Here is an 18,196-nt window from a genome sequence, read left to right as displayed (position 1 = left end):
TATATTAATATAGAAATAGGAAAAGGACTGAACTGAATGAGAGAGCTGTTGGATTTAAGGTACCAGAAAAAAATCGAGATGATTGAACTCATTTTTTACTCAAAGAACCATTCTATAGCACAAACAGAGCTCTTAGATGCATTAGAGGTCACCTATCCAACGTTAGTCGCTACGGTTGATAAAGTAAATTTGGATGCTAAGGAATTTGGCTATAACGATTTTACGATCGTTCATTCTCCGCAGCAGCAGTTATTTTCTTTGGAGATAAAAGAGGATTTAGGCATTCAATTCATGTTTAGTGCTTACTTGAAAAAGTCGCTTAAATTTCAATTATTGCAGCTGCTGCTGACGGAATCATTTCCTACTATGAAGATATTGGCAAATAAAATGAATGTGTCCTATTTTTCTATTAGGCAGACGGTCAAACAGCTGAATGAAAAGCTGGATAGCAGACATATGTCTATTTCAACGGATAAAGAAGTCGCGATTGTCGGAAATGAATTAGCGATTCGATTGTATTATTCAGTTTTGTATTTGTTTGTATATGGTGGAGGAGAATGGCCGTTTTCTTTCATTCATTATTTTGAAATTTCAAAACTGCTGGCGGATTGTCCAAAGGAAATCTATGTTTCCGGAACGATAGATAAGACCTTACTCGTTCATTATTACACGGCGATCCATCTGTTGAGGGATAAGAAGGGGCAGTTTCTATCAGATATAAATGCTCCGCTGTATTCACCACCTTTAATTGAAGAAGAGGATACGTACCGTTCTTTTGTTCTAAATATGAAAACCTATCTGGTCAATGCGAATGATGCGTATGTCAACTACACATCTAGTGTTTTAATTAGCTGCATTCTGGCATTTGGCAACTATTCGACGATTGAAACGCCGCCACCATTCTTTTATTTAGATAAGCGGCTGCAGGATTTGGATTTTTTAGCCAGTATTTACTTGTTTGTCGAGCAGCTGGAGCAAAATTTTTTGATCCCATTCTCTACTATTGAAAAGAATAAAATTCTTTATGCATTGATGAGTACACATTATCGGACACTTCTGTTTGAAGATATGAATCTGGATTTAGATAGTAGTTTGCCTGTTTATAGGGCGCTCACTCGGCACCCAAGCAAGCTCTTTAAAATTGATTACCTTAAACAGCTGATTCGAAAAATAATGGATTCAAATGCGTCGGCTTATACAAAGTTGGATCAAACTTATCTTGAAAAGGAGTATGTTCTGATTCTTGATAAATACATTAATCTTTCCAAGCATACTAAGGAGATCAAAGTCGCTGTTTTATCGATCGTCTCAAATGAATTGTTGACGCAGGAATTCAAGGCCAATTTTTCTGCCTATTATAATATAGAAGTAGTAGAAGAATATGATCGGAAAATTGATCTGTTTATCAGTGACTTTCTATTGTCAAAAGAAGTAATCAAATCACTTAAGATTAAGCATCCGATTGTCTATGTGCATACAAAACTAGCTGAAGGCGACTACGAAAAGCTGAATAAGCAGCTCGCAGAAATAGCGACGAATAAATTGAAAAAATAACTGCTCCATTATGAGCTGATAGTCAACAACGATAAAAGTTTGTTGACTATCAGTTTTTTTATTTGTCATAAAACAGTGAGGCGATGATGTTCTAGCGAGTGAAGTCATTTTTTAAATATATAAAATAAGCCGACATTCGCTGGCCGACAGAGCTGATAAAATACAAATTATAGTATTGAGAGGAGGGCACAATGAACAAGAAAAATAGTGTGTTAAAAAGCGCTGTTCTTTTTTTAGTTGTTGGGAATCTTTCACCGATCGCTGTTCAAGCTGTTTCACTAACGTTTGATTCAATGGGCGGGAGTTTGATTAACGATGTTGAAACGAACATTGGGGGCATCTGGACGGAACCGGCCAAACCAACGAAGGATGGCTTTACCTTCTTGGGTTGGTATCTCGACAGGGAGTATGCACAACGGTTTGATTTTAATACGATCGCGGAACAAGATACCACTGTCTATGCTAAATGGATCGAAGAATACGTTGTCCAAATACCTGCGAAAATATCTTTGAATTCAGAGGAAGAGTTATCTCTATCGGCAACAAATAATGGAGAAAAGACACTAGCAGTCAGCCTCAAAAATGAGAATAGCGAATTGAACGATGCGACGCAGCTAACGTTGACGAATAAAAATCATTCAGAAATCAAGGCAGTGACTCAGTTGTCTTGGCAATCTATGGACCCGGAGTCAAAATGGAATGTTGTGTCTGTCAAATCAGATGAGAATGAAAAAACAAAGGAAGCAAGTATAAGCTTTGAGAAACCAAAAGAAGTCCAAACTGGTTCCTATCAAGGGATTCTAACGTTTGATATCACGTATCGATAAGGAGGAGATGAAATGACAAATCAAAAGAAAATAATCACTATCGTCCTATCTGGGCTGCTGCTTATCGGTGCGCTCGGCGGGTATTTCTACCTGCAAGGTGAGAGAAACTTGATGGGGATAGATTCTTCCGCTGTTGATTGGGATGGAAACAAGAATAAAAAATCGAACGGCGAGACAGATTCAATTGCTATCCCGGGTTTTTCTGAGCTGCAATTTGCTGCAAATTCAAAACAGCAGCAAGTAAATTTCCATAATCCCGACGTCAATGATTGCTACTTTAAGCTGACGTTGATGTCTCCTGATGGCGATCAACTGTGGCAATCGGAATTGATCGAGCCGGGGAAAGGTCTCTATACGATCGATTTAGCAAACGAATTGGCTGAAGGTACGCTTGAAAATGCTGTACTGAAATATGAATGTTTTACCTATGACGAGGTTCAGTCACCATTAAATGGTTCTGAAATAAATTTAACAATCAATGTAGTGTAATAAAAAAATGAAGTTGGAGGAAACGATTATGATGAACAAACTTTTAGGTGGAGTAACAATTGGAATGATTACGCTGGGAATTTGCGGGTTAGGCTCTATTGCTTCCGCGGATACTACAGCGGTGGAATATGATGTCGATAGCACGTATACATTAATTATTCCACAACGAGTGGAGCTAAATGCGGATACTGTAACGAATATGAGCATCAAGACGGTCAATCGCAATCTAGATCCTGGACAGACGATTGGCGTATCGATTACAAGCGGAATGGATTCAGATGGACAAATCAAATTGGAGAGAAATGGAAGCAGTTCGGATACGCTAACAAGTTCACTTAATGTTAATAGCTCACCGGTACTAATGAGTGATCCGATCGTAGGAAGTTTCTCAGGATATGAAGTGGCTGAAACAGAAATTGCTTCTATTGAATTTGGTGTTCCTCAGGGTAATAAATTGGCAGGCGGGTATTCTCAAACATTGGTATTTACTGCTAGTCCTCAGTAAACGTATTGGAGGAAGTGAAAAACATGAAGCGAATCTATTTTATTATTGGAAGTGTTTTTCTGCTGATAGGCATGGTTCAAGCGCCAACTACTGTAAAAGCTGCTAATCAAACGACGATTGATCTAGTCATTCCTGAAAAAGAGAGTATGACTGAAATAGACAGACAACCACCCAATGAGCAGCTACCGGATACGAAAAGCAACTCAGCACAAGCTGGCGGCAGCCTCGCAGCGAATCAGTCGTATCTGCCTAGAACGAATGATTTAATCAAACACGGTATGAGTCTGCTAGGCATTTCACTCGTATTTCTCTCATTTTTAATCAGGTGTTTTCTAAACAAACGAAAGAGCCTAACAGAGAGGGGATAGGATTGATATGGGCTTTCGCACAATAAAGGTATTCAAGTTAGAAGAATACAACAGCAATACAAGCAAAGATGGCTGCCATCCCCAAGAAGGTATTGTGATTAATGTCTTTTTGAACTACTTAGGATTTAATTCAGTGGCAGTAGGCTATAAATAGTTGAAACGGTAAACGCTCATCCAAGGCGATAAGAGGTCAGACAGAGTGAATTGTCCGACCTCTATTTCTATCTATGATTTTTCAAAACTGTGAACTACAAAATAAAAACAAAACTGGAGGCAGACATGAAGAAAAAACTTTTAGGAATCACTTTATTAACCATAATAAGCTTGAATATCACTAGTGTGAACGCCAGCGAAAGTCAGGAAAATACTTCTGAAACAGCTGTCAGCGTCACGGATTCTTCTGAAACTGCTCCTTCCAGCGAAGAAGCAAATCAGACAGCAGAAGAGGTTATCGAAGAAGAGGGAAATGATGTTGCTGATCTTTCTCAATTGGATACCACAGATGGGACCGTATCGATGCCGCGTGGGAGATCGGATATCTATCAGTCTATTCAGCCGTATGCTTCGCTACCATCTGTCTCTGCTACAAATAACAATACTCCAAGCAAGAGCTTTATTGATATCTCTTCACATAATGGCAATCTAACCGTTGCGAACTTTCAGAAGATGAAGGAGTATGGCTTAACTGGCGTTGTGGTCAAGCTCACTGAGGCGACAAGCTACACGAATCCTTATGCACAATCGCAAATCAATAATGCTCAAGCGGCTGGGATGAAGGTATCTGCGTATCATTACAGTTGGTTTACGACAGATGCTCAGGCCGCAGCTGAAGCGGATTACTTTGCGGCTACTGCGAAAAGATTTGGCTTGAGTACCAGCACAGTCATGGTAAATGATATTGAAGAGCCGAATATCGCTGGGAAATCAGATCATACAACTAATTCTCGAGCCTTTGAAAATCGGCTTAAAGCATTAGGTTATGGAAATGTTCGTCATTATATCGGATTGCATTGGCTCAATTCCGGGCTGATCAATGGGAATACTATCGGCAATAAGAATATCTGGGTTGCGGCGTACCCATACACGTTATCGACAACAAATCTTTATACGCAATATGGTGCGTGGCAATGGTCCTCCCAATTCTCGTTTCCTGGGATAAGTGGAAATTTCGATATCAATGCTGATTACACCTCGATTTTTAGTAACCCAACGACGACACCGCCAGCGGACAGTGTACAAATGTACAGACTGTATAATCCCAACAGCGGAGAACATTTTTACACGCAAAATGTCGCTGAAAAGAATAATTTGATCTCTAAAGGCTGGAGAGATGAAGGAATTGGGTGGAACGCACCAACATCAGGCAATCCAGTCTACCGCCTGTATAATCCGAACGCCGGGGACCATCACTATACGCTGCATGCTTCAGAAAAAGACCATTTAGTGAAAGTTGGCTGGAGATACGAAGGAGTCGGCTGGTCTTCAGGTGGAGCTAACATGCTGCACCGACTGTACAATCCTAATGCTAAAGCGGGAGCGCATCATTATACGCTAAACAGCTATGAAAAGGATAATCTAGTCAAACACGGTTGGCGTTATGAAGGTCTTGCATGGTATGCCAAGTAACACAATACATGGTTTAGCTAAATTAATAATGTTTATTAAAGGACTGCAAAAGAACAGTTAGCTATAGGATTAGAGATAGATAATTACTTAGATAAAATGAATGAAGATAAAAATTTATGGACAGATGAAGCCGTAGAAAATGCTCCAAAATGGGAAAAATTCAGGAAAATGGGATTAGAGCTGTTGTTATCTTTAGGATATTAAAATCAATGTTGTAGAAACTAATATAAGTATTAAATCTAGGATCGTTTTATTTTTCCCCAAATAGAAATTTGAACTATTTATTATCATCATGAAGCTCAATCATCCTTAGTTGATGATTGGGCTATTTTTCATTCAAGAGAAAGAGTATCGATACAATCTATCAAATATAATCGTCAAAATGGCAAATTTTTGAATCAAACTCACATCCAATAACTATACAGAAAGTAAAGAAAACTGGTATTTAATTTCTAGTAGTTTCTTAAAAAAATGGACTCAAAAACGCTGATATATCGGGAAATATCATCATTTTTCTATCGTATTACCTTTATTTACTGACATCGTTTATCGTTGTATACTATAGTTGTTCAACTATTCACAATTTTATATCTTAAATTTTGATACCAATGATATTTCCTAAGTAAATTGCCCATGAGTTGATAGGAGGTAACATTCAATGAAAGATGTAAGTAAAATGAAGAATTTTTGCCTTGTAGTTTTTATTGTTGTAGCAGTTAGCGTTGTACTTGGTGGTTGTAGTCAGCAGAATGCCAAAGTAATAAATGAAAGCACTCAATCTGGTCTTAAGGATAATCGAGCTGCGCCAACGGATAAGACTAATTTGGATGGATTAAACAAAGAAATAGATCGAGTTTTGCAGTTCAATAAAGAGCAAAATGAGGATTCAGATTTTAAGTTTATTCGGAAGATTGTAGTTGAGAAGGACAAGACATTGACAATCTACGTAATGGATCAATTTGCTGTCTTTCAGTCGCCGAGAAAAAGGAGAAAAATAATCAATACTGCTCAAAGGCTTGCAATACCAATTGCTGGATACCATTTAAATTTATTGGAAGATAAGGATGCATTAGGGCTTCCCACCAAAATTACTTTAGAAAGTGGATTAGAAGGGAAATCCCTCAAGGATAACAATTTTGATTTTATGTGGGATAATTTGCATATAGACAGTCATTCTAAAAAAGAGACTGAGTAAATGAAAAGTAGAATTTGTTTCATACAGGTCCCAATTCTACCCGAATGATCTAGAATTCATTACCAGCAAAAAAACTAAGGCATTCCTTTCAATCCAAAGGAATGCCTTAGTTTTTGTTTAACATAATATACGTTAGTGACCTTATATGATAGGCACGATCTTTTCGTATTCGGATTTCAATTCAAAGAGCAGGTCGTTGTCGGTGATTATTTTTGAAAGCTTTGAGAGTTCGCCAAATTTAACGATTGAATTTTTTTCAAACTTGGTATGATCGATGAGAGCGAAGGTCTGACGCGCATAGTCGATCAGCTCGGTCTTTAGCTCGGATTCATAAATACTGAAGTCGGATAGGCCATCATCGATGGAGACGGCATAGCTTGAAGTAAAGAATTTATCAATCGTAAATTTTTTTACGATATCTAATCCCAAGGTTCCTTCGATGGCGTTTGAGCCTCTTTTTACGACGCCGCCAATAATGATTACGTTAAAAAAAGGAGATTCTTTTAAGAGATTGGCGGTTCGAAGCCCGTGAGTCAAAATGGTCAAATTCATTGATTCTGAAAGAAGCAGCTTGGCTACTTCATAGCAGGTGGAAGAAGCGTCTAGGACGATACAATCACCGTCATCTATAAAATTGATCGCTTTTTGAGCGATTATTTTTTTTTCGTCATTGTTTTTGTTTTTCCGATTATCATAAAGCTTTTCAATGCTTAATTCCTGTGTTTCTTGTTCTGCTCGGATCGCACCACCATGTGTTCGAATCAACAAGTGATTCTCGGCAAGCGCGTTTAAATCCGCTCGAATCGTTGGTGCAGAGACGTTAAACTTAGCGACTAATTCTTCGACAGTAATGTTTCCTGTTTTTTCAATCATATTTAGAATGATCTGCTGGCGCTGTTTAATAAACATGTTATCCTCTCCATTCCTATCTGCATTATACATGATTTGCTCAAATAATCAATAACGAAACTTTCGTTTACTTTCGTAAATAATTATTTAACTTTCGAAATGTTTTGTTTCGTTGACTATGAATGTTTCGAAAGCTATTATAACCGTGTAATCAAAGAAAATGAAAGAAGGAACCCTAGATGAAAGTTGCAATTGGTTGTGATGATAACGCGCTGCAGTTGAAAGAAGCAATAAAAGATTATTTAGATGAAAAAGGCTATGAAGTTGTAGATTACGGGATTTACGAGCAAGCACCTGCAGATTATCCCAAAGTTGCCTTTAAAGCAGCAAAAGGAATTTTGAATGGTGAAGCAGAAAGAGGCATTCTGTTTTGCGGAACTGGAATCGGGATGGCTCTTGCGGCCAACAAAGTAAAAGGAATTAGAGCGGCTCAAACCCATGATGCTTACTCAGCTCAACGTGCTGAATTAAGTAATCATGCCCAAATTATTACGATCGGGGCTCAAGTGGTTGGGATCGAGTTAGCCAAAGTGATCGTTTCAAATTACTTGGATCAGCATTTTACAACTGAAGGTCGAGGCAAAAATTCAGCAAGAAAAATCGATGAAATTACTACGATTGAAACAGAACAAGGAGTGGAAGAAAAATGAAATTTTTTCTAGATACTGCCAATATTGATGAAATAAAACGAATCAATGTCTTAGGATTAGTGGATGGCGTGACGACCAATCCGACCATTATTTCTCGTGAGGGAAAGGATTTTGAGACGGTAATTAAAGAAATCGCTCAGCTTGTTCACGGACCTGTCAGTGCGGAAGTTGTTTCACTAGACACTGAAGGAATGGTTGATGAGGCACGTAAGATTTCTAAATGGGCCGATAATATCGTTGTAAAAATTCCGCTAACGGAAGCAGGATTAGCAGCGGTTCATATCCTTTCAAAAGAAAATATCAAAACGAATGTCACGTTGATCTTCTCAGTTGCGCAAGGTCTGATGGCCGCAAAAGCTGGAGCAACTTTTGTCAGTCCGTTTGTTGGTCGCTTGGATGATACTGGAACAGATGGCGTAAAAGTTGTTGCGGATCTGAAAAAAGTCTTTCGCGAATATGGTTATAAATCAGAGATCATCGCGGCAAGTGTTCGAACGATTGGTCATGTTGAAGCGGTAGCTGCTGTAGGTTCTGACATTGCAACGATCCCAGGATCATTGTTTTCAAAACTATGGACGCATCCACTGACGACGAATGGCATTACTCAATTTATGAAGGATTGGGAAAATTTCAAGAGTAAATAAGTTTAGGAGAGAAATTATGAAAAAAGCGATTGTTGGCATGAGCTTGAAAAATTATATCAATCTCCCAGAAGAAAGTGTGAAGTTGGCCTCAGCGATTCAGTCAGTCGCTGAGGGGCACACTCAAGAGGCAGAAATATTTATCCTGCCGAGTATAGGTACCCTGGAGAGTGTTGCCGAGCAATTATCTAATACAAAGTTAGGCTTCGGCGCGCAAAATATTTCCCCTAAAAGCAATGGTGCGTATACTGGCGAGTATTCAATCGAAACGTTAGACGCGATTGGCGGACAGTACGTAGAAATCGGTCATTTTGAAAGAAGAAACTATTTTAACGAGACCGACGCCATGATCAAACAAAAGGTTGAACTAAGCTTATCCTTCGGAATGACGGCTATATTATGTGTCGGTGAAAGAGATGAGAACCTCACTTACAGCGAACTTTATACGTTTCTCGAGGGGCAGCTGGTTGGCGCGCTTCAAAATATCAACGTTGAAGATGCGGATAAGCTGATTATTGCCTATGAACCGGGTTGGTCAATTGGAAAAGAGCAGGCGGCGCCTAATAGCCATGTATGGAAGACGCATGAGATCATCTACACGATTCTCAAAAACAATTTCGACGATATAGTTGCAAATTCGATCAGATTGATCTATGGTGGCTCAGTATCAAAAGAAAATGCCTACGAAATAACTAAATCGGATCACGTAGATGGAGTGTTTGTTGGCCGGTTTGGCCACAAGCCAGAAAATTTTGAAACTATTGTGAAAGCGATTTTAAAAAATAAAGCAAAGGGTGGATGACATGAAAGGAATATTGTTAGTGTCTCATAGTCAGAAAATCACTGACGGACTGAAAGAGATGATTGAAGAGATGGTATCAGAATCAAGTCCAGTCCGAATTCTTTCTTTGGGCGGTACAGAGGATCAACGCTTAGGGACAAGTGCGATGAAGATTCTTGATGGCATTTATGCATGTAAAGATTGTGAGGACATTTTTATTTTTTGCGATATAGGAAGCGCTATCATGAGTGCTGAAGTTGCGATCGAAATGTTGGAGGAGCCTATAAAGGAAAAAGTGTCATTGGTTGATGCGCCGTTAATTGAGGGAGCCTTTGCGGCTGCTATTCAAGCTTCGATCGGCGATTCCAAGGAAAACATTTTTCTGGAACTATCAAAAATCTAAGGAGATGAATCAAATGAAATTTGCGAGATCATTTTTCGGTTATATGATTGCAGGTGTATTGGTCATGGCGGTGTGGAAAGAATTAACAGCGGTGGGCGGTATTTTTGGCGGCTATCTTGCTTCAACGATCCTAATCGGACCACTATGGTTTATGAATCATTATGTCAATTTGGTGGACAATAAGGACGATGCGGCCTGGGTCGATATGGGGCTTGCGATCGGAGTTTGCGGCATCTTCAGAGATACGTTCCTAACTGGCGGACATGCTTTTCAGGGATCATTACCGACCATCGGTGTGGTTATTTTAGGGGCGATAGCCGGCGGATTCGTGGCGGCGGCTTTTGAAAAAGACATTGCCAAAGATTTGTTAGAGGCAAACGATTCAACTCAAGGCAAAAATGCACCAGAACCTGGGATGACCACAAAAGAAGAACATGCGATCATCTCGACGGGTATTGTTGATGGAATGGCAGATAAAAACGAGAACGATATGATTTCTAAAGGAGGAGCCTAACATGACTATTTCAGCTTTTATTGCGACTTTTTCCGGTGCTTTTCTCTTCCCATTCTTTATTCGGATGGCTTGGGGGAAGATGGTCGATTCTTGGGGACCGATTGGTGGCTGGATGGCTGCGGCCTTTATCACAGGGACGATTTGGACGCTAAATCATGGAATCCCAACTCCGATGATCACTCAATCTGGTAAAGCCTGGGTCGACATGGGGCTTGCAGCGGGAATTGGTTGTTGGGTAGCAACGGCTAGATTAGGCTTTGGTGTTAAGAAATCAATGAAGAATGTCTTTGCGGCAATCTCTGGCGGTATTGTTGGGGCATTCCTATTATCGCTATTTTTATAAACTATATGAAAAGAGGTATTTAGTATGAAAAGACTAGTAAATGATGGATATGAAGTAGTAGAGGAAATGCTTGAAGGATACGCTGCCGCAAATGTCAAGGGCCATAATAAAATGTTGGTTTTGGGCCATTGAAATTGTAGGTAGTTTTCTCTTTATCGTTTCGTTTCTTTTCCTTTCGTTTCACTATAACTTTTCATTCGATAGGAAGGTCCTGTAATTTGAATAATTTTAGAATGATGGACCAATCGGTCCAATAAAGCATTAGTCAATTTCTTATTACCAAAAATTTCGGACCATTGAGACAGAGGAATATTCGTTGTAATAATCGTTGATTTTCTTTCGTATCGCATATTAATTAGTTGAAACAGTAAGTTAGATCCTTCTTTTGAGAAGGGGAGATACCCGACTTCATCAATAATTAATACAGAATAGCTCGCATATTTTTTGAGCATGGTATCACTTGTCCCACGTTTATGTGCCCGGATAAGTCGATTAACCAGTTCTGTACTAGTGATAAATAAACAGCTCTGCCCTCTATCAATACACTCTAAACCAATTGAAACGGCTAAATGAGTTTTTCCAACACCGCTATTTCCAATGAATAAAAGGTTGTCATACGTGTCTAAAAAGCGTAATGTCACTAAATCTTGAATTTCACTTTTTTTGATTTTGGGTTGAAAATCAAAGTTAAAATCATGAAGGCGTTTATGATAGGGAAACATTGCCCGTTTTAAAATTTTTCTTTGGGTCTCCTTTCTACGATAGCTAATTTCTTGATGTGTTAATTCAAATAAAGAATCAACTAGAGATTGTTCATTTTTAGCTACTTCATCTAAATGGGCAGGTAAAATTTCTTTGATACAGGTAAGATTTAAATCTGATAATTGATTTAATAACTGATGGTAATTTGACATATGAGCCTCCTTATAATTCATCGTAAGCATCTAAATTTTCTTCTACAAAGCGCTCCAACTCTTCGTCTTCTAAGTATTTGAAGACATCAGATCGAAGAATCTCAAGAGAGTCATCACGTTGATAATTTAAGGTTTTTTTGCTTAATGGGTGCGAGCGAATACATTGATGGCCATACCAAATGAATAGACTGTCCTTACGGACATCTAAAGTTACCTCTTTACCAATATATTTCACGGGAACAGAATACTTTGAGTTTTGATATTGGACCATGGATTCAATGGAAACTTTTCTAATTACGTGTTGGGTTCTAGAAACATATCTGACTAATTCTAAACGATTGAAAGGACGCAACACCGATTGTTCATCTATAAGAAGCTTAGAGGGATGATTATTCACTGCTTGAGAACGTTCATTATTTAAGTCATTCATAAACTCATAGACGATTCGTTTTAGCTCCTGCTCATTTTCAAACTCGTAGTTAAAGACCATTAAGCGGTTAACAGTACGAGCTAAAGCTTCAACTTTGCCTTTGGTTTGTGGACGAAAAGGGCGACAAGCAATCGGATTGAATCCAGCATCTTTAGCAAATTGACGAAATTTTTCGTTAAAAACGGTTTGACCAAATTGGCTTTTACTTCTATCAACAACTGTTTTCATATTGTCAAACCAAATTTCTTGAGGAACACCATTCCCGCAGTACTCAAACGCATTGACCAAACAATTGAAGACATTCGCTTGGGTTCGATCAAAGGTTACCTCTAAGTATTTCATGCGAGAATAGCCTAGAATATATAGAAAAAGATTGAAGTAAAAGACTTCACCATGTTTACTCACCATCTTAATATTTTCTTTCCAATCGACTTGAGCAGAAAGACCTGGCGTCGTTTCAATTCGAATGGTTGCCTTTTTTACACGCTTTTCTCGATAGTTCCGACAATATCGTTTGACGGTGGTATAGCCACCTTGATATCCTTTTTTCTTAATAAAATAATAAATTGAAGAAGCGGAACAGCTTAACTCCATTTTATCTTTAATAATTTCTTCAAAACCGCTTAATAAAAGAGGAGCAGAAGATTGTCTCTTTTTGATCTGTTCTACTTCCCCTTTAGTTCCAGCTTCATAGTAACGCTTGACTGTTCGGTAATCACAATTATATTGCTTGGCCATGGCTGCATAGTTAGGTTGAATATCGTTCATAATGTGTCGTAAGACTCCTTCTAAGACATCTTTTCGCATGAGTCACTCTCCTTGAATGGTTTCATGAAAAAGAATATCAGATTTTAAATCTAACCTACATTTTCGATGGCCCTTTTCCTACATTTTATCGTGGCCCTTTACAGCAAATGGCAAGTATGTAAAAATTGATGAAGAACATCCCCGCGTGATTGTCAGCAAAGTGATGAGTGAAGAACCTCGTGTGCGGATTATTGTTGGTGGCGGAGCAGGTCACGAACCGTTATTTTTAGGGTATGTTGGCAAGGATTTCGCCGATGCTGCGGTTGTAGGAAACATCAATACTTCTCCTGCCCCTGATGCTTGTTATCGATCAGTTAAAGCCGTTGACAGTGGGAAAGGCAGCTTGTTCCTTTATGGAAATTACGCTGGCGATGTAATGAACTTTGATATGGGTGCTGAGATGGCATTAGACGAAGATGGCATTCGGGTCGAAACAGTTGTTGTAACGGATGATGTCTATTCTTCAAAAAATAAAAAAGATCGCCGCGGTGTTGCGGGTGATGTTCCTGTTTTCAAGGTAGCCGGCAGTGCTGCCGCAAAAGGCTATGATTTGGATACAGTCAAGGCCGTGACCGAACGAGCAAATGACAACACTTACTCAATGGGTGTCGCTCTTTCTTCATCAACCTTGCCAGTAACAGGTAAAGCAATTTTTGAAATGGCTGAGGATGAAATGGAAGTTGGCATGGGAATTCATGGTGAACCAGGGATCGAACGCTCGAAAATCAAACCTGCGGATGAAGTTGTCGATGAAATTATGGACCATATTTTGGCTGATTCTGGAATTGCTAAAGGAGACAAAGTCTATGTTTTAGTCAATGGGTTAGGCGGACTTCCTGTAATGGACCAATACGTTTGCTACCGCAGAGTCAATCAGATTCTGAACGAAAAAGGCATTGAGATTCATAAGGCTGAAGTAGGCAACTATGCGACATCAATGGATATGATCGGTATGTCTGTCACACTTCTTAAATTGGATAATGAAATCGAGGAATTGCTGGATACCCCATGCGATACGCCTTACTATAAGATATAGTCTTTCATTCAAACTAAGGAGCTGGTAGAGTCATGAGTTCAATAAACAAGCTAGATAAACAATTTTTTGTCGATTCATTAAAGGGAATGGCAAAGCTTTCTGAAGAACAAAGAGATCATTGGACGAAGTTGGATTCCGATATTGGAGATGGCGACCATGGAATCAATTTGAGTATTGGTTTCAGAGGAATTATGGATAAAATCGACCAACTAGCCGAAGAAAATCCGGATATAAATTCACTCTTAAAGAAATCTGGGATGATTCTGCTATCTAAAGTGGGTGGTGCGGCTGGTCCTTTATATGGAAGCTTCTTCATGAAGATGGGCGGAAACTACCCTGATCGCACAGAGGTAACATTCTCAGAATTTTTGGATATGATCCGGACAGGGATCGAGGCTGTTCAATTCCGCGGCAAGGCTGAGTTAGGGGATAAAACCATGATTGATGCCTTTCTTCCGGGCTTAAAATTAATCAATGACTATCAAGAATCAGAAGATCCATTAAGCTTTTTCGACTCATTTGTTCGTGCAATGAGAGCAGGATCTGATGCGACGATCCCATTGGTTGCCAAGAAAGGAAGAGCCATGAGGCTAGGCGAACGAGCAATCGGACATCGTGATCCAGGTTCCGATTCCTCATGGATGTTAATGAATGTGTTTGATCAGGAACTTAAAAAAAGGAGCTGATACAAATGTCAATTCGAAAACCTGTTGTTGCTATGAGTTGGGCAATGAGACAAAACAAAAAAATAGATGCAGTAAATTTTGCTTCTGAAATAATCAAGGAACTTAACAACGATACGGAGATAGAAAAAATTATTTTCCCATCAATTGGAACATTGCCGTTTGTTTCAGAAGTCACCAAGGATACTACCGTACTTCTGGGAGCTCAAAATATCGCACCCTATAAACATGGTCAGTATACAGGTGAATATTCGATTGAATCACTGATTGATATTGGCGGGAAATACGTCGAAATCGGTCATTGGGAACGGCGTGAATTGTTCGGCGATACGGATGAGATTATCAATAAAAAAGTTCGTTTGTCTTTGGAAAACGGCTTGATTCCAATCCTGTGTGTAGGCGAGAAAGATAAGACCGATGATTATCATGAAATCGAGCTTCAATTAAGAAGACAACTTTATATAGATACGCTTGATATAGCTGCTTCAGAAATCAACAAAATAATTATCGCCTACACACCAAAATGGGTAGTCGGAAAAACCTTAGCGGCCTCCGCACCTCAAGTGCATAAGGTAGGCGAGATGATCCGAAAAATCATCGCTGACTTTTTCACTGACGAAGCAGCACAAAATGTTCGCATTATTTACGGCGGTTCAGTCAGTCCCGAAAACACACGGCTACTAGTAAAAGATGAAAACATCGACGGCGTTCTAATCGGCCGCTTCGGCAGCGACCCTAAGAGATTCGCCCAAGTAGTTCAAGTAATAGAAGAAATAAAAGAAAACGCGGATTAAACGTTTAATATCGCCGATTGTAAAATTAAGCTAGACAACTAAAAAAGCCATTTGTGCTACACTCAAAATAGTTCTGACCAAAGAATTATAAGGAGTGAGTACAAATGACCTATACCCATCTTACAACGGATGAACTTGTAATGATAGAGTCTTATTTCAAAATAAATCAATCTGTTGCGAAAACTGCGCATTGCTTGAATCGTTCAAGACAAACGATCCATAAAGTATACCTATTCTTCAAGCAAGGAAAATCAGCCTTAGAATACTATCAACAGTATAAGAAAAACAAATCAAACTGTGGTAGACGCCCGCTTGTTTTACCCGAGGAACAATCAGAATATATTCAAAGAAAGGTTGTTCAAGGATGGACACCCGATGTGATTGTTGGTCGTGCAGCGTTTCCTATTCGTTGTTCTGCTCGTACCATTTATCGTATGTTCAAAAAGGGGCTATTTAATCCTTCTGACTTACCGATGAAAGGCAAGCGTAAACCGAATGGACATCAAGAAAGGCGTGGAAAACAAGCTTTCCGCCGCTCTATTCATGAACGTGAAAAAGATTATAGCCAATTCTCAAATGAGTTTGGTCACCTTGAAGGTGACACTATCGTAGGTCTGAAACATAAAAGTGCTGTAATTACCTTAGTTGAACGATTATCAAAAGTTATCATCACATTGAAACCGTGTGGTAGACAAGCGATTGATATTGAAAAAAAATTAAATCATTGGTTTGAATCTGTACCGAAAAATCTATTCAAATCCATCACTTTTGATTGTGGAAAGGAATTTTCAAATTGGAAACAAATCAGTAATGCCAATGATATTGCCATTTATTTCGCTGATCCAGGAACGCCGTCTCAAAGAGGCCTAAACGAGAATTCTAACGGATTGTTACGTAGAGATGGTTTATTGAAATCTATGGATTTCAATTCAGTAGATGAATCTTTTATTCAATCTGTCACATCTAAACGAAATAATATTCCTAGAAAATCACTGGATTATCGAACACCTTTGGAAGTATTTTTGAGTTACGTAAGTATTGATGATTTGTCTAACTTAATTTGACAATTAAGATATAGTAAAACGATGAAAAAAAGTTTTGCTGTAGCAAAGTTTAAAATGATTCACTCAAGAGTGTATTATTTAACTGTGATCCAATTAATACCTGAGATAATGGGTATTTAGGCAGTTAAATGGTGCACTTTTTTTATCCCTAATAAGATACAATTCATATAGACAGTGACAAAATCCACTCATCAATAGTTGAGTGGATTTTTTTTGCTTTTTCGATTGTGTATACTTTAATGTAAACGGTTAATTTTTGTTGCCTCATTCTTCGGATATAAAAAAGTTGAAAAAAATTTAGTATATTTCCGATTTCTCTGTGTATATATATATGACTGAAACAGTAAAAAGAGGAGGGATAATTTTGGAAGACTTAGACTTGTTGCGAAGGATTGAGCAGCATAACGAAGAAGCCTTCGAAATGTTAGTTGACAGGTATTCAAAACTGCTTTGGGTCGTTTCCTTATCAATACTAGGGAAAAATAATGATCCACAGGATATTGAAGAAATTGTAAGTGAGGCCTTTTTACGGGTATGGAGGTCCCCGGCAAAGTATCAACCGAAACGCGGATCACTCAAGAATTATCTAATATTGATTACGAGGAGTCTCAGCATTAATAAGCTTCAACGCAACCCAAAAGATTATCTGCTCAATGATAATTTCACGCTGGATGATCTAGCAGCAGCGGAAGAAAAAAACGAGTTTATTAATGAAATATTTTATTTGATCAACAGTTTGAATGATCCAATGCGTGAAATTTGTTTGCAGCGCTATATTTTCGAAAATACACCGGCTATGATCAGCAGTGATCTAAAAATCCCTCAAAAGACGGTTAATAATTATCTTTATCGTGGGAAAAAAATCTTGCAGCAAGCTTTTGCTGAACAAGATATGGATTTTTTATTTTCACTAAATAAAGGAGAAGATAGAAATGGCAAAAAGATATGATGATTATCCAATGGGTAAGCTTTCTGATGAAGAGCTCGATCAACTTTTAAACTATTACGATAGCAGCTTTTCCTCTAAAAATACAGAGAATATCAAGCATAAGATCCAGCTGAAAAAGAAAGAACCAATTATTTTTGCGACTTTTACTAAGCGCAAGCTATTGATGATAGCAATTATAGTACTATTCTTCTTTCCTGTAGGAACCTTTATTGCAGCGAAACTTTGGGGGATTACCGTTGAAAAACAGGATTATCAGCTCACAACCAAAATCGACAAAACAGCTTCTCAGCAGCCGGATACGGGTAATTACCGTCTAGTGGCAGACTATGTCCCAGCCTATTTTATTGTAAATGATGATCAAGGAGAATTATCATTTTATGAGGAGCCAGATTTTACCTCTGATAGCGCAGAAAACCTCGAGGCTTTGAACAACGCTCGAGGAGTAACCATCACTCTGTATGAATTAGATAAAAAAGATAAGGTTATTGATGACTACGTAAAGGATTACAAAGAAATCAAGCTTTCAAGTGGGTCAGCCTATATTGTTGAAAAACTAGATGATTTTGCGGGGAAAGAGGCTACTATAGCTAGGAAATTCTTTGAAAAAGAAAACAAGTTTGTTGAACTGAAATGCTATGGGGATATCTCGGAAAAGGACATAAAAAAAATCCTTGATAATGTACCGACCCCCAAAAGTTAGACCAAAAATCTAAC

The 18,196-nt window shown here is 38.6% G+C and carries 23 protein-coding genes; 20 read left to right on the top strand and 3 right to left on the bottom strand.

Going from position 1 to position 18,196, the window contains the following annotated elements; genetic code table 11:
- Window positions 1–36: 36 nt before the first annotated feature.
- From I585_RS13650 to I585_RS13620, 8 genes are all read left to right on the top strand, one after another.
- Window positions 37–1,554 carry a helix-turn-helix domain-containing protein gene (locus I585_RS13650; protein WP_010742379.1) on the top strand — a complete coding sequence of 506 codons (1,518 nt, stop codon included), beginning with the start codon at window positions 37–39 and terminating at the stop codon, window positions 1,552–1,554.
- Window positions 1,555–1,745: 191 nt separating this feature from the next.
- Window positions 1,746–2,381: an InlB B-repeat-containing protein gene (locus tag I585_RS13645; RefSeq protein WP_010742378.1), complete on the top strand. Its 636-nt coding sequence runs from the start codon at window positions 1,746–1,748 to the stop codon at window positions 2,379–2,381.
- Between the two features lie 12 nt (window positions 2,382–2,393).
- Window positions 2,394–2,870, top strand: coding sequence for a hypothetical protein (locus I585_RS13640; RefSeq protein ID WP_010742377.1), 477 nt, complete (start codon window positions 2,394–2,396; stop codon window positions 2,868–2,870).
- Window positions 2,871–2,898: 28 nt separating this feature from the next.
- Window positions 2,899–3,375, top strand: coding sequence for a hypothetical protein (locus tag I585_RS13635; protein ID WP_010742376.1), 477 nt, complete (start codon window positions 2,899–2,901; stop codon window positions 3,373–3,375).
- 23 nt (window positions 3,376–3,398) lie between these two features.
- Window positions 3,399–3,743, top strand: a complete 345-nt coding sequence (locus tag I585_RS13630) for a hypothetical protein (protein ID WP_010742375.1) — start codon at window positions 3,399–3,401, stop codon at window positions 3,741–3,743.
- A 7-nt stretch (window positions 3,744–3,750) separates the two neighbouring features.
- A complete protein-coding gene (locus I585_RS23420; protein ID WP_010742374.1) occupies window positions 3,751–3,897 on the top strand; it encodes a hypothetical protein in 147 nt (48 codons plus the stop codon).
- Window positions 3,898–4,022: 125 nt separating this feature from the next.
- Window positions 4,023–5,369 carry a GH25 family lysozyme gene (locus I585_RS13625; protein WP_010742373.1) on the top strand — a complete coding sequence of 449 codons (1,347 nt, stop codon included), beginning with the start codon at window positions 4,023–4,025 and terminating at the stop codon, window positions 5,367–5,369.
- A 658-nt stretch (window positions 5,370–6,027) separates the two neighbouring features.
- A complete protein-coding gene (locus tag I585_RS13620) occupies window positions 6,028–6,564 on the top strand; it encodes a hypothetical protein (RefSeq protein WP_010742372.1) in 537 nt (178 codons plus the stop codon).
- Window positions 6,565–6,705: 141 nt separating this feature from the next.
- Here I585_RS13620 and I585_RS13615 read toward each other — a convergent pair whose 3' ends face one another.
- Window positions 6,706–7,473, bottom strand: a complete 768-nt coding sequence (locus I585_RS13615; RefSeq protein ID WP_010742371.1) for a DeoR/GlpR family DNA-binding transcription regulator — start codon at window positions 7,471–7,473, stop codon at window positions 6,706–6,708.
- Window positions 7,474–7,652: 179 nt separating this feature from the next.
- Between I585_RS13615 and rpiB the strand changes: the two genes are divergently transcribed.
- The 6 genes from rpiB to I585_RS13585 are packed head-to-tail and all read left to right on the top strand — an operon-like array spanning window position 7,653 to window position 10,805.
- Entirely contained in the window at window positions 7,653–8,123 is a 471-nt protein-coding gene (gene rpiB, locus I585_RS13610; RefSeq protein ID WP_010742370.1) for a ribose 5-phosphate isomerase B, read from the top strand.
- Window positions 8,120–8,767, top strand: coding sequence for a fructose-6-phosphate aldolase (gene fsa, locus I585_RS13605; protein ID WP_010742369.1), 648 nt, complete (start codon window positions 8,120–8,122; stop codon window positions 8,765–8,767). Before rpiB ends, fsa begins: the two co-directional genes overlap by 4 nt.
- A gap of 16 nt (window positions 8,768–8,783) precedes the next feature.
- Complete coding sequence (locus tag I585_RS13600) at window positions 8,784–9,566, top strand: triose-phosphate isomerase family protein (protein WP_010742368.1); 783 nt, start codon at window positions 8,784–8,786, stop codon at window positions 9,564–9,566.
- A 1-nt stretch (window position 9,567) separates the two neighbouring features.
- Window positions 9,568–9,948 (top strand): dihydroxyacetone kinase phosphoryl donor subunit DhaM, encoded by a 381-nt coding sequence (gene dhaM / locus I585_RS13595; RefSeq protein WP_010742367.1) that lies wholly within the window; start codon window positions 9,568–9,570, stop codon window positions 9,946–9,948.
- 13 nt (window positions 9,949–9,961) lie between these two features.
- Window positions 9,962–10,462 (top strand): Lin0368 family putative glycerol transporter subunit, encoded by a 501-nt coding sequence (locus tag I585_RS13590; protein WP_010742366.1) that lies wholly within the window; start codon window positions 9,962–9,964, stop codon window positions 10,460–10,462.
- A gap of 1 nt (window position 10,463) precedes the next feature.
- Window positions 10,464–10,805: a Lin0368 family putative glycerol transporter subunit gene (locus tag I585_RS13585; protein ID WP_010742365.1), complete on the top strand. Its 342-nt coding sequence runs from the start codon at window positions 10,464–10,466 to the stop codon at window positions 10,803–10,805.
- Window positions 10,806–10,957: 152 nt separating this feature from the next.
- On the opposite strand, the gene istB is transcribed toward I585_RS13585, so the two are convergent.
- Window positions 10,958–11,719: an IS21-like element helper ATPase IstB gene (gene istB, locus I585_RS13580; protein WP_003129321.1), complete on the bottom strand. Its 762-nt coding sequence runs from the start codon at window positions 11,717–11,719 to the stop codon at window positions 10,958–10,960.
- Between the two features lie 10 nt (window positions 11,720–11,729).
- Window positions 11,730–12,956 (bottom strand): IS21 family transposase, encoded by a 1,227-nt coding sequence (gene istA, locus I585_RS13575; protein ID WP_010741239.1) that lies wholly within the window; start codon window positions 12,954–12,956, stop codon window positions 11,730–11,732.
- A gap of 34 nt (window positions 12,957–12,990) precedes the next feature.
- On the opposite strand from istA, the gene I585_RS13570 reads away from it, so the two are divergent.
- From I585_RS13570 to I585_RS13545, 6 genes are all read left to right on the top strand, one after another.
- Window positions 12,991–13,992 (top strand): dihydroxyacetone kinase subunit DhaK, encoded by a 1,002-nt coding sequence (locus tag I585_RS13570; protein ID WP_306453779.1) that lies wholly within the window; start codon window positions 12,991–12,993, stop codon window positions 13,990–13,992.
- A gap of 32 nt (window positions 13,993–14,024) precedes the next feature.
- Window positions 14,025–14,678 (top strand): dihydroxyacetone kinase subunit DhaL, encoded by a 654-nt coding sequence (dhaL, locus tag I585_RS13565; protein ID WP_010742359.1) that lies wholly within the window; start codon window positions 14,025–14,027, stop codon window positions 14,676–14,678.
- A 5-nt stretch (window positions 14,679–14,683) separates the two neighbouring features.
- On the top strand, window positions 14,684–15,469 hold the full coding sequence (locus I585_RS13560) for a triose-phosphate isomerase family protein (protein ID WP_010742358.1): 786 nt from the start codon (window positions 14,684–14,686) through the stop codon (window positions 15,467–15,469).
- Between the two features lie 104 nt (window positions 15,470–15,573).
- On the top strand, window positions 15,574–16,533 hold the full coding sequence (locus I585_RS13555) for an IS30 family transposase (RefSeq protein WP_002330482.1): 960 nt from the start codon (window positions 15,574–15,576) through the stop codon (window positions 16,531–16,533).
- Window positions 16,534–16,897: 364 nt separating this feature from the next.
- A complete protein-coding gene (locus tag I585_RS13550; protein WP_010742357.1) occupies window positions 16,898–17,482 on the top strand; it encodes an RNA polymerase sigma factor in 585 nt (194 codons plus the stop codon).
- On the top strand, window positions 17,466–18,182 hold the full coding sequence (locus I585_RS13545; protein WP_010742356.1) for a hypothetical protein: 717 nt from the start codon (window positions 17,466–17,468) through the stop codon (window positions 18,180–18,182). The genes I585_RS13550 and I585_RS13545 overlap by 17 nt, the downstream gene beginning before the upstream one ends.
- Window positions 18,183–18,196: the final 14 nt, after the last annotated feature.

Origin of the sequence: Enterococcus malodoratus ATCC 43197 (assembly GCF_000407185.1) — a bacterium.
GTDB classification, from domain to species: Bacteria; Bacillota; Bacilli; order Lactobacillales; family Enterococcaceae; genus Enterococcus_A; species Enterococcus_A malodoratus.
The sequence above is the reverse complement of the archived record's forward strand: the minus strand, read 5'-3'. Positions and strand labels throughout refer to the sequence as shown.

What these genes read in the sequence shown, in the direction of transcription:
- dhaL (WP_010742359.1), top strand. Translation starts at nt 14,025, where the DNA reads ATGAGTTCAATAAACAAGCTAGATAAACAATTTTTTGTCGATTCATTA.
- istA (WP_010741239.1), bottom strand. Translation starts at nt 12,956, where the DNA reads ATGCGAAAAGATGTCTTAGAAGGAGTCTTACGACACATTATGAACGAT.
- I585_RS13640 (WP_010742377.1), top strand. Translation starts at nt 2,394, where the DNA reads ATGACAAATCAAAAGAAAATAATCACTATCGTCCTATCTGGGCTGCTG.
- I585_RS13600 (WP_010742368.1), top strand. Translation starts at nt 8,784, where the DNA reads ATGAAAAAAGCGATTGTTGGCATGAGCTTGAAAAATTATATCAATCTC.
- I585_RS13585 (WP_010742365.1), top strand. Translation starts at nt 10,464, where the DNA reads ATGACTATTTCAGCTTTTATTGCGACTTTTTCCGGTGCTTTTCTCTTC.
- I585_RS13635 (WP_010742376.1), top strand. Translation starts at nt 2,899, where the DNA reads ATGATGAACAAACTTTTAGGTGGAGTAACAATTGGAATGATTACGCTG.
- I585_RS23420 (WP_010742374.1), top strand. Translation starts at nt 3,751, where the DNA reads ATGGGCTTTCGCACAATAAAGGTATTCAAGTTAGAAGAATACAACAGC.
- I585_RS13625 (WP_010742373.1), top strand. Translation starts at nt 4,023, where the DNA reads ATGAAGAAAAAACTTTTAGGAATCACTTTATTAACCATAATAAGCTTG.
- I585_RS13560 (WP_010742358.1), top strand. Translation starts at nt 14,684, where the DNA reads ATGTCAATTCGAAAACCTGTTGTTGCTATGAGTTGGGCAATGAGACAA.
- I585_RS13645 (WP_010742378.1), top strand. Translation starts at nt 1,746, where the DNA reads ATGAACAAGAAAAATAGTGTGTTAAAAAGCGCTGTTCTTTTTTTAGTT.
- rpiB (WP_010742370.1), top strand. Translation starts at nt 7,653, where the DNA reads ATGAAAGTTGCAATTGGTTGTGATGATAACGCGCTGCAGTTGAAAGAA.
- I585_RS13620 (WP_010742372.1), top strand. Translation starts at nt 6,028, where the DNA reads ATGAAAGATGTAAGTAAAATGAAGAATTTTTGCCTTGTAGTTTTTATT.
- I585_RS13615 (WP_010742371.1), bottom strand. Translation starts at nt 7,473, where the DNA reads ATGTTTATTAAACAGCGCCAGCAGATCATTCTAAATATGATTGAAAAA.
- I585_RS13650 (WP_010742379.1), top strand. Translation starts at nt 37, where the DNA reads ATGAGAGAGCTGTTGGATTTAAGGTACCAGAAAAAAATCGAGATGATT.
- istB (WP_003129321.1), bottom strand. Translation starts at nt 11,719, where the DNA reads ATGTCAAATTACCATCAGTTATTAAATCAATTATCAGATTTAAATCTT.
- I585_RS13630 (WP_010742375.1), top strand. Translation starts at nt 3,399, where the DNA reads ATGAAGCGAATCTATTTTATTATTGGAAGTGTTTTTCTGCTGATAGGC.
- I585_RS13590 (WP_010742366.1), top strand. Translation starts at nt 9,962, where the DNA reads ATGAAATTTGCGAGATCATTTTTCGGTTATATGATTGCAGGTGTATTG.
- I585_RS13555 (WP_002330482.1), top strand. Translation starts at nt 15,574, where the DNA reads ATGACCTATACCCATCTTACAACGGATGAACTTGTAATGATAGAGTCT.
- fsa (WP_010742369.1), top strand. Translation starts at nt 8,120, where the DNA reads ATGAAATTTTTTCTAGATACTGCCAATATTGATGAAATAAAACGAATC.
- I585_RS13545 (WP_010742356.1), top strand. Translation starts at nt 17,466, where the DNA reads ATGGCAAAAAGATATGATGATTATCCAATGGGTAAGCTTTCTGATGAA.
- dhaM (WP_010742367.1), top strand. Translation starts at nt 9,568, where the DNA reads ATGAAAGGAATATTGTTAGTGTCTCATAGTCAGAAAATCACTGACGGA.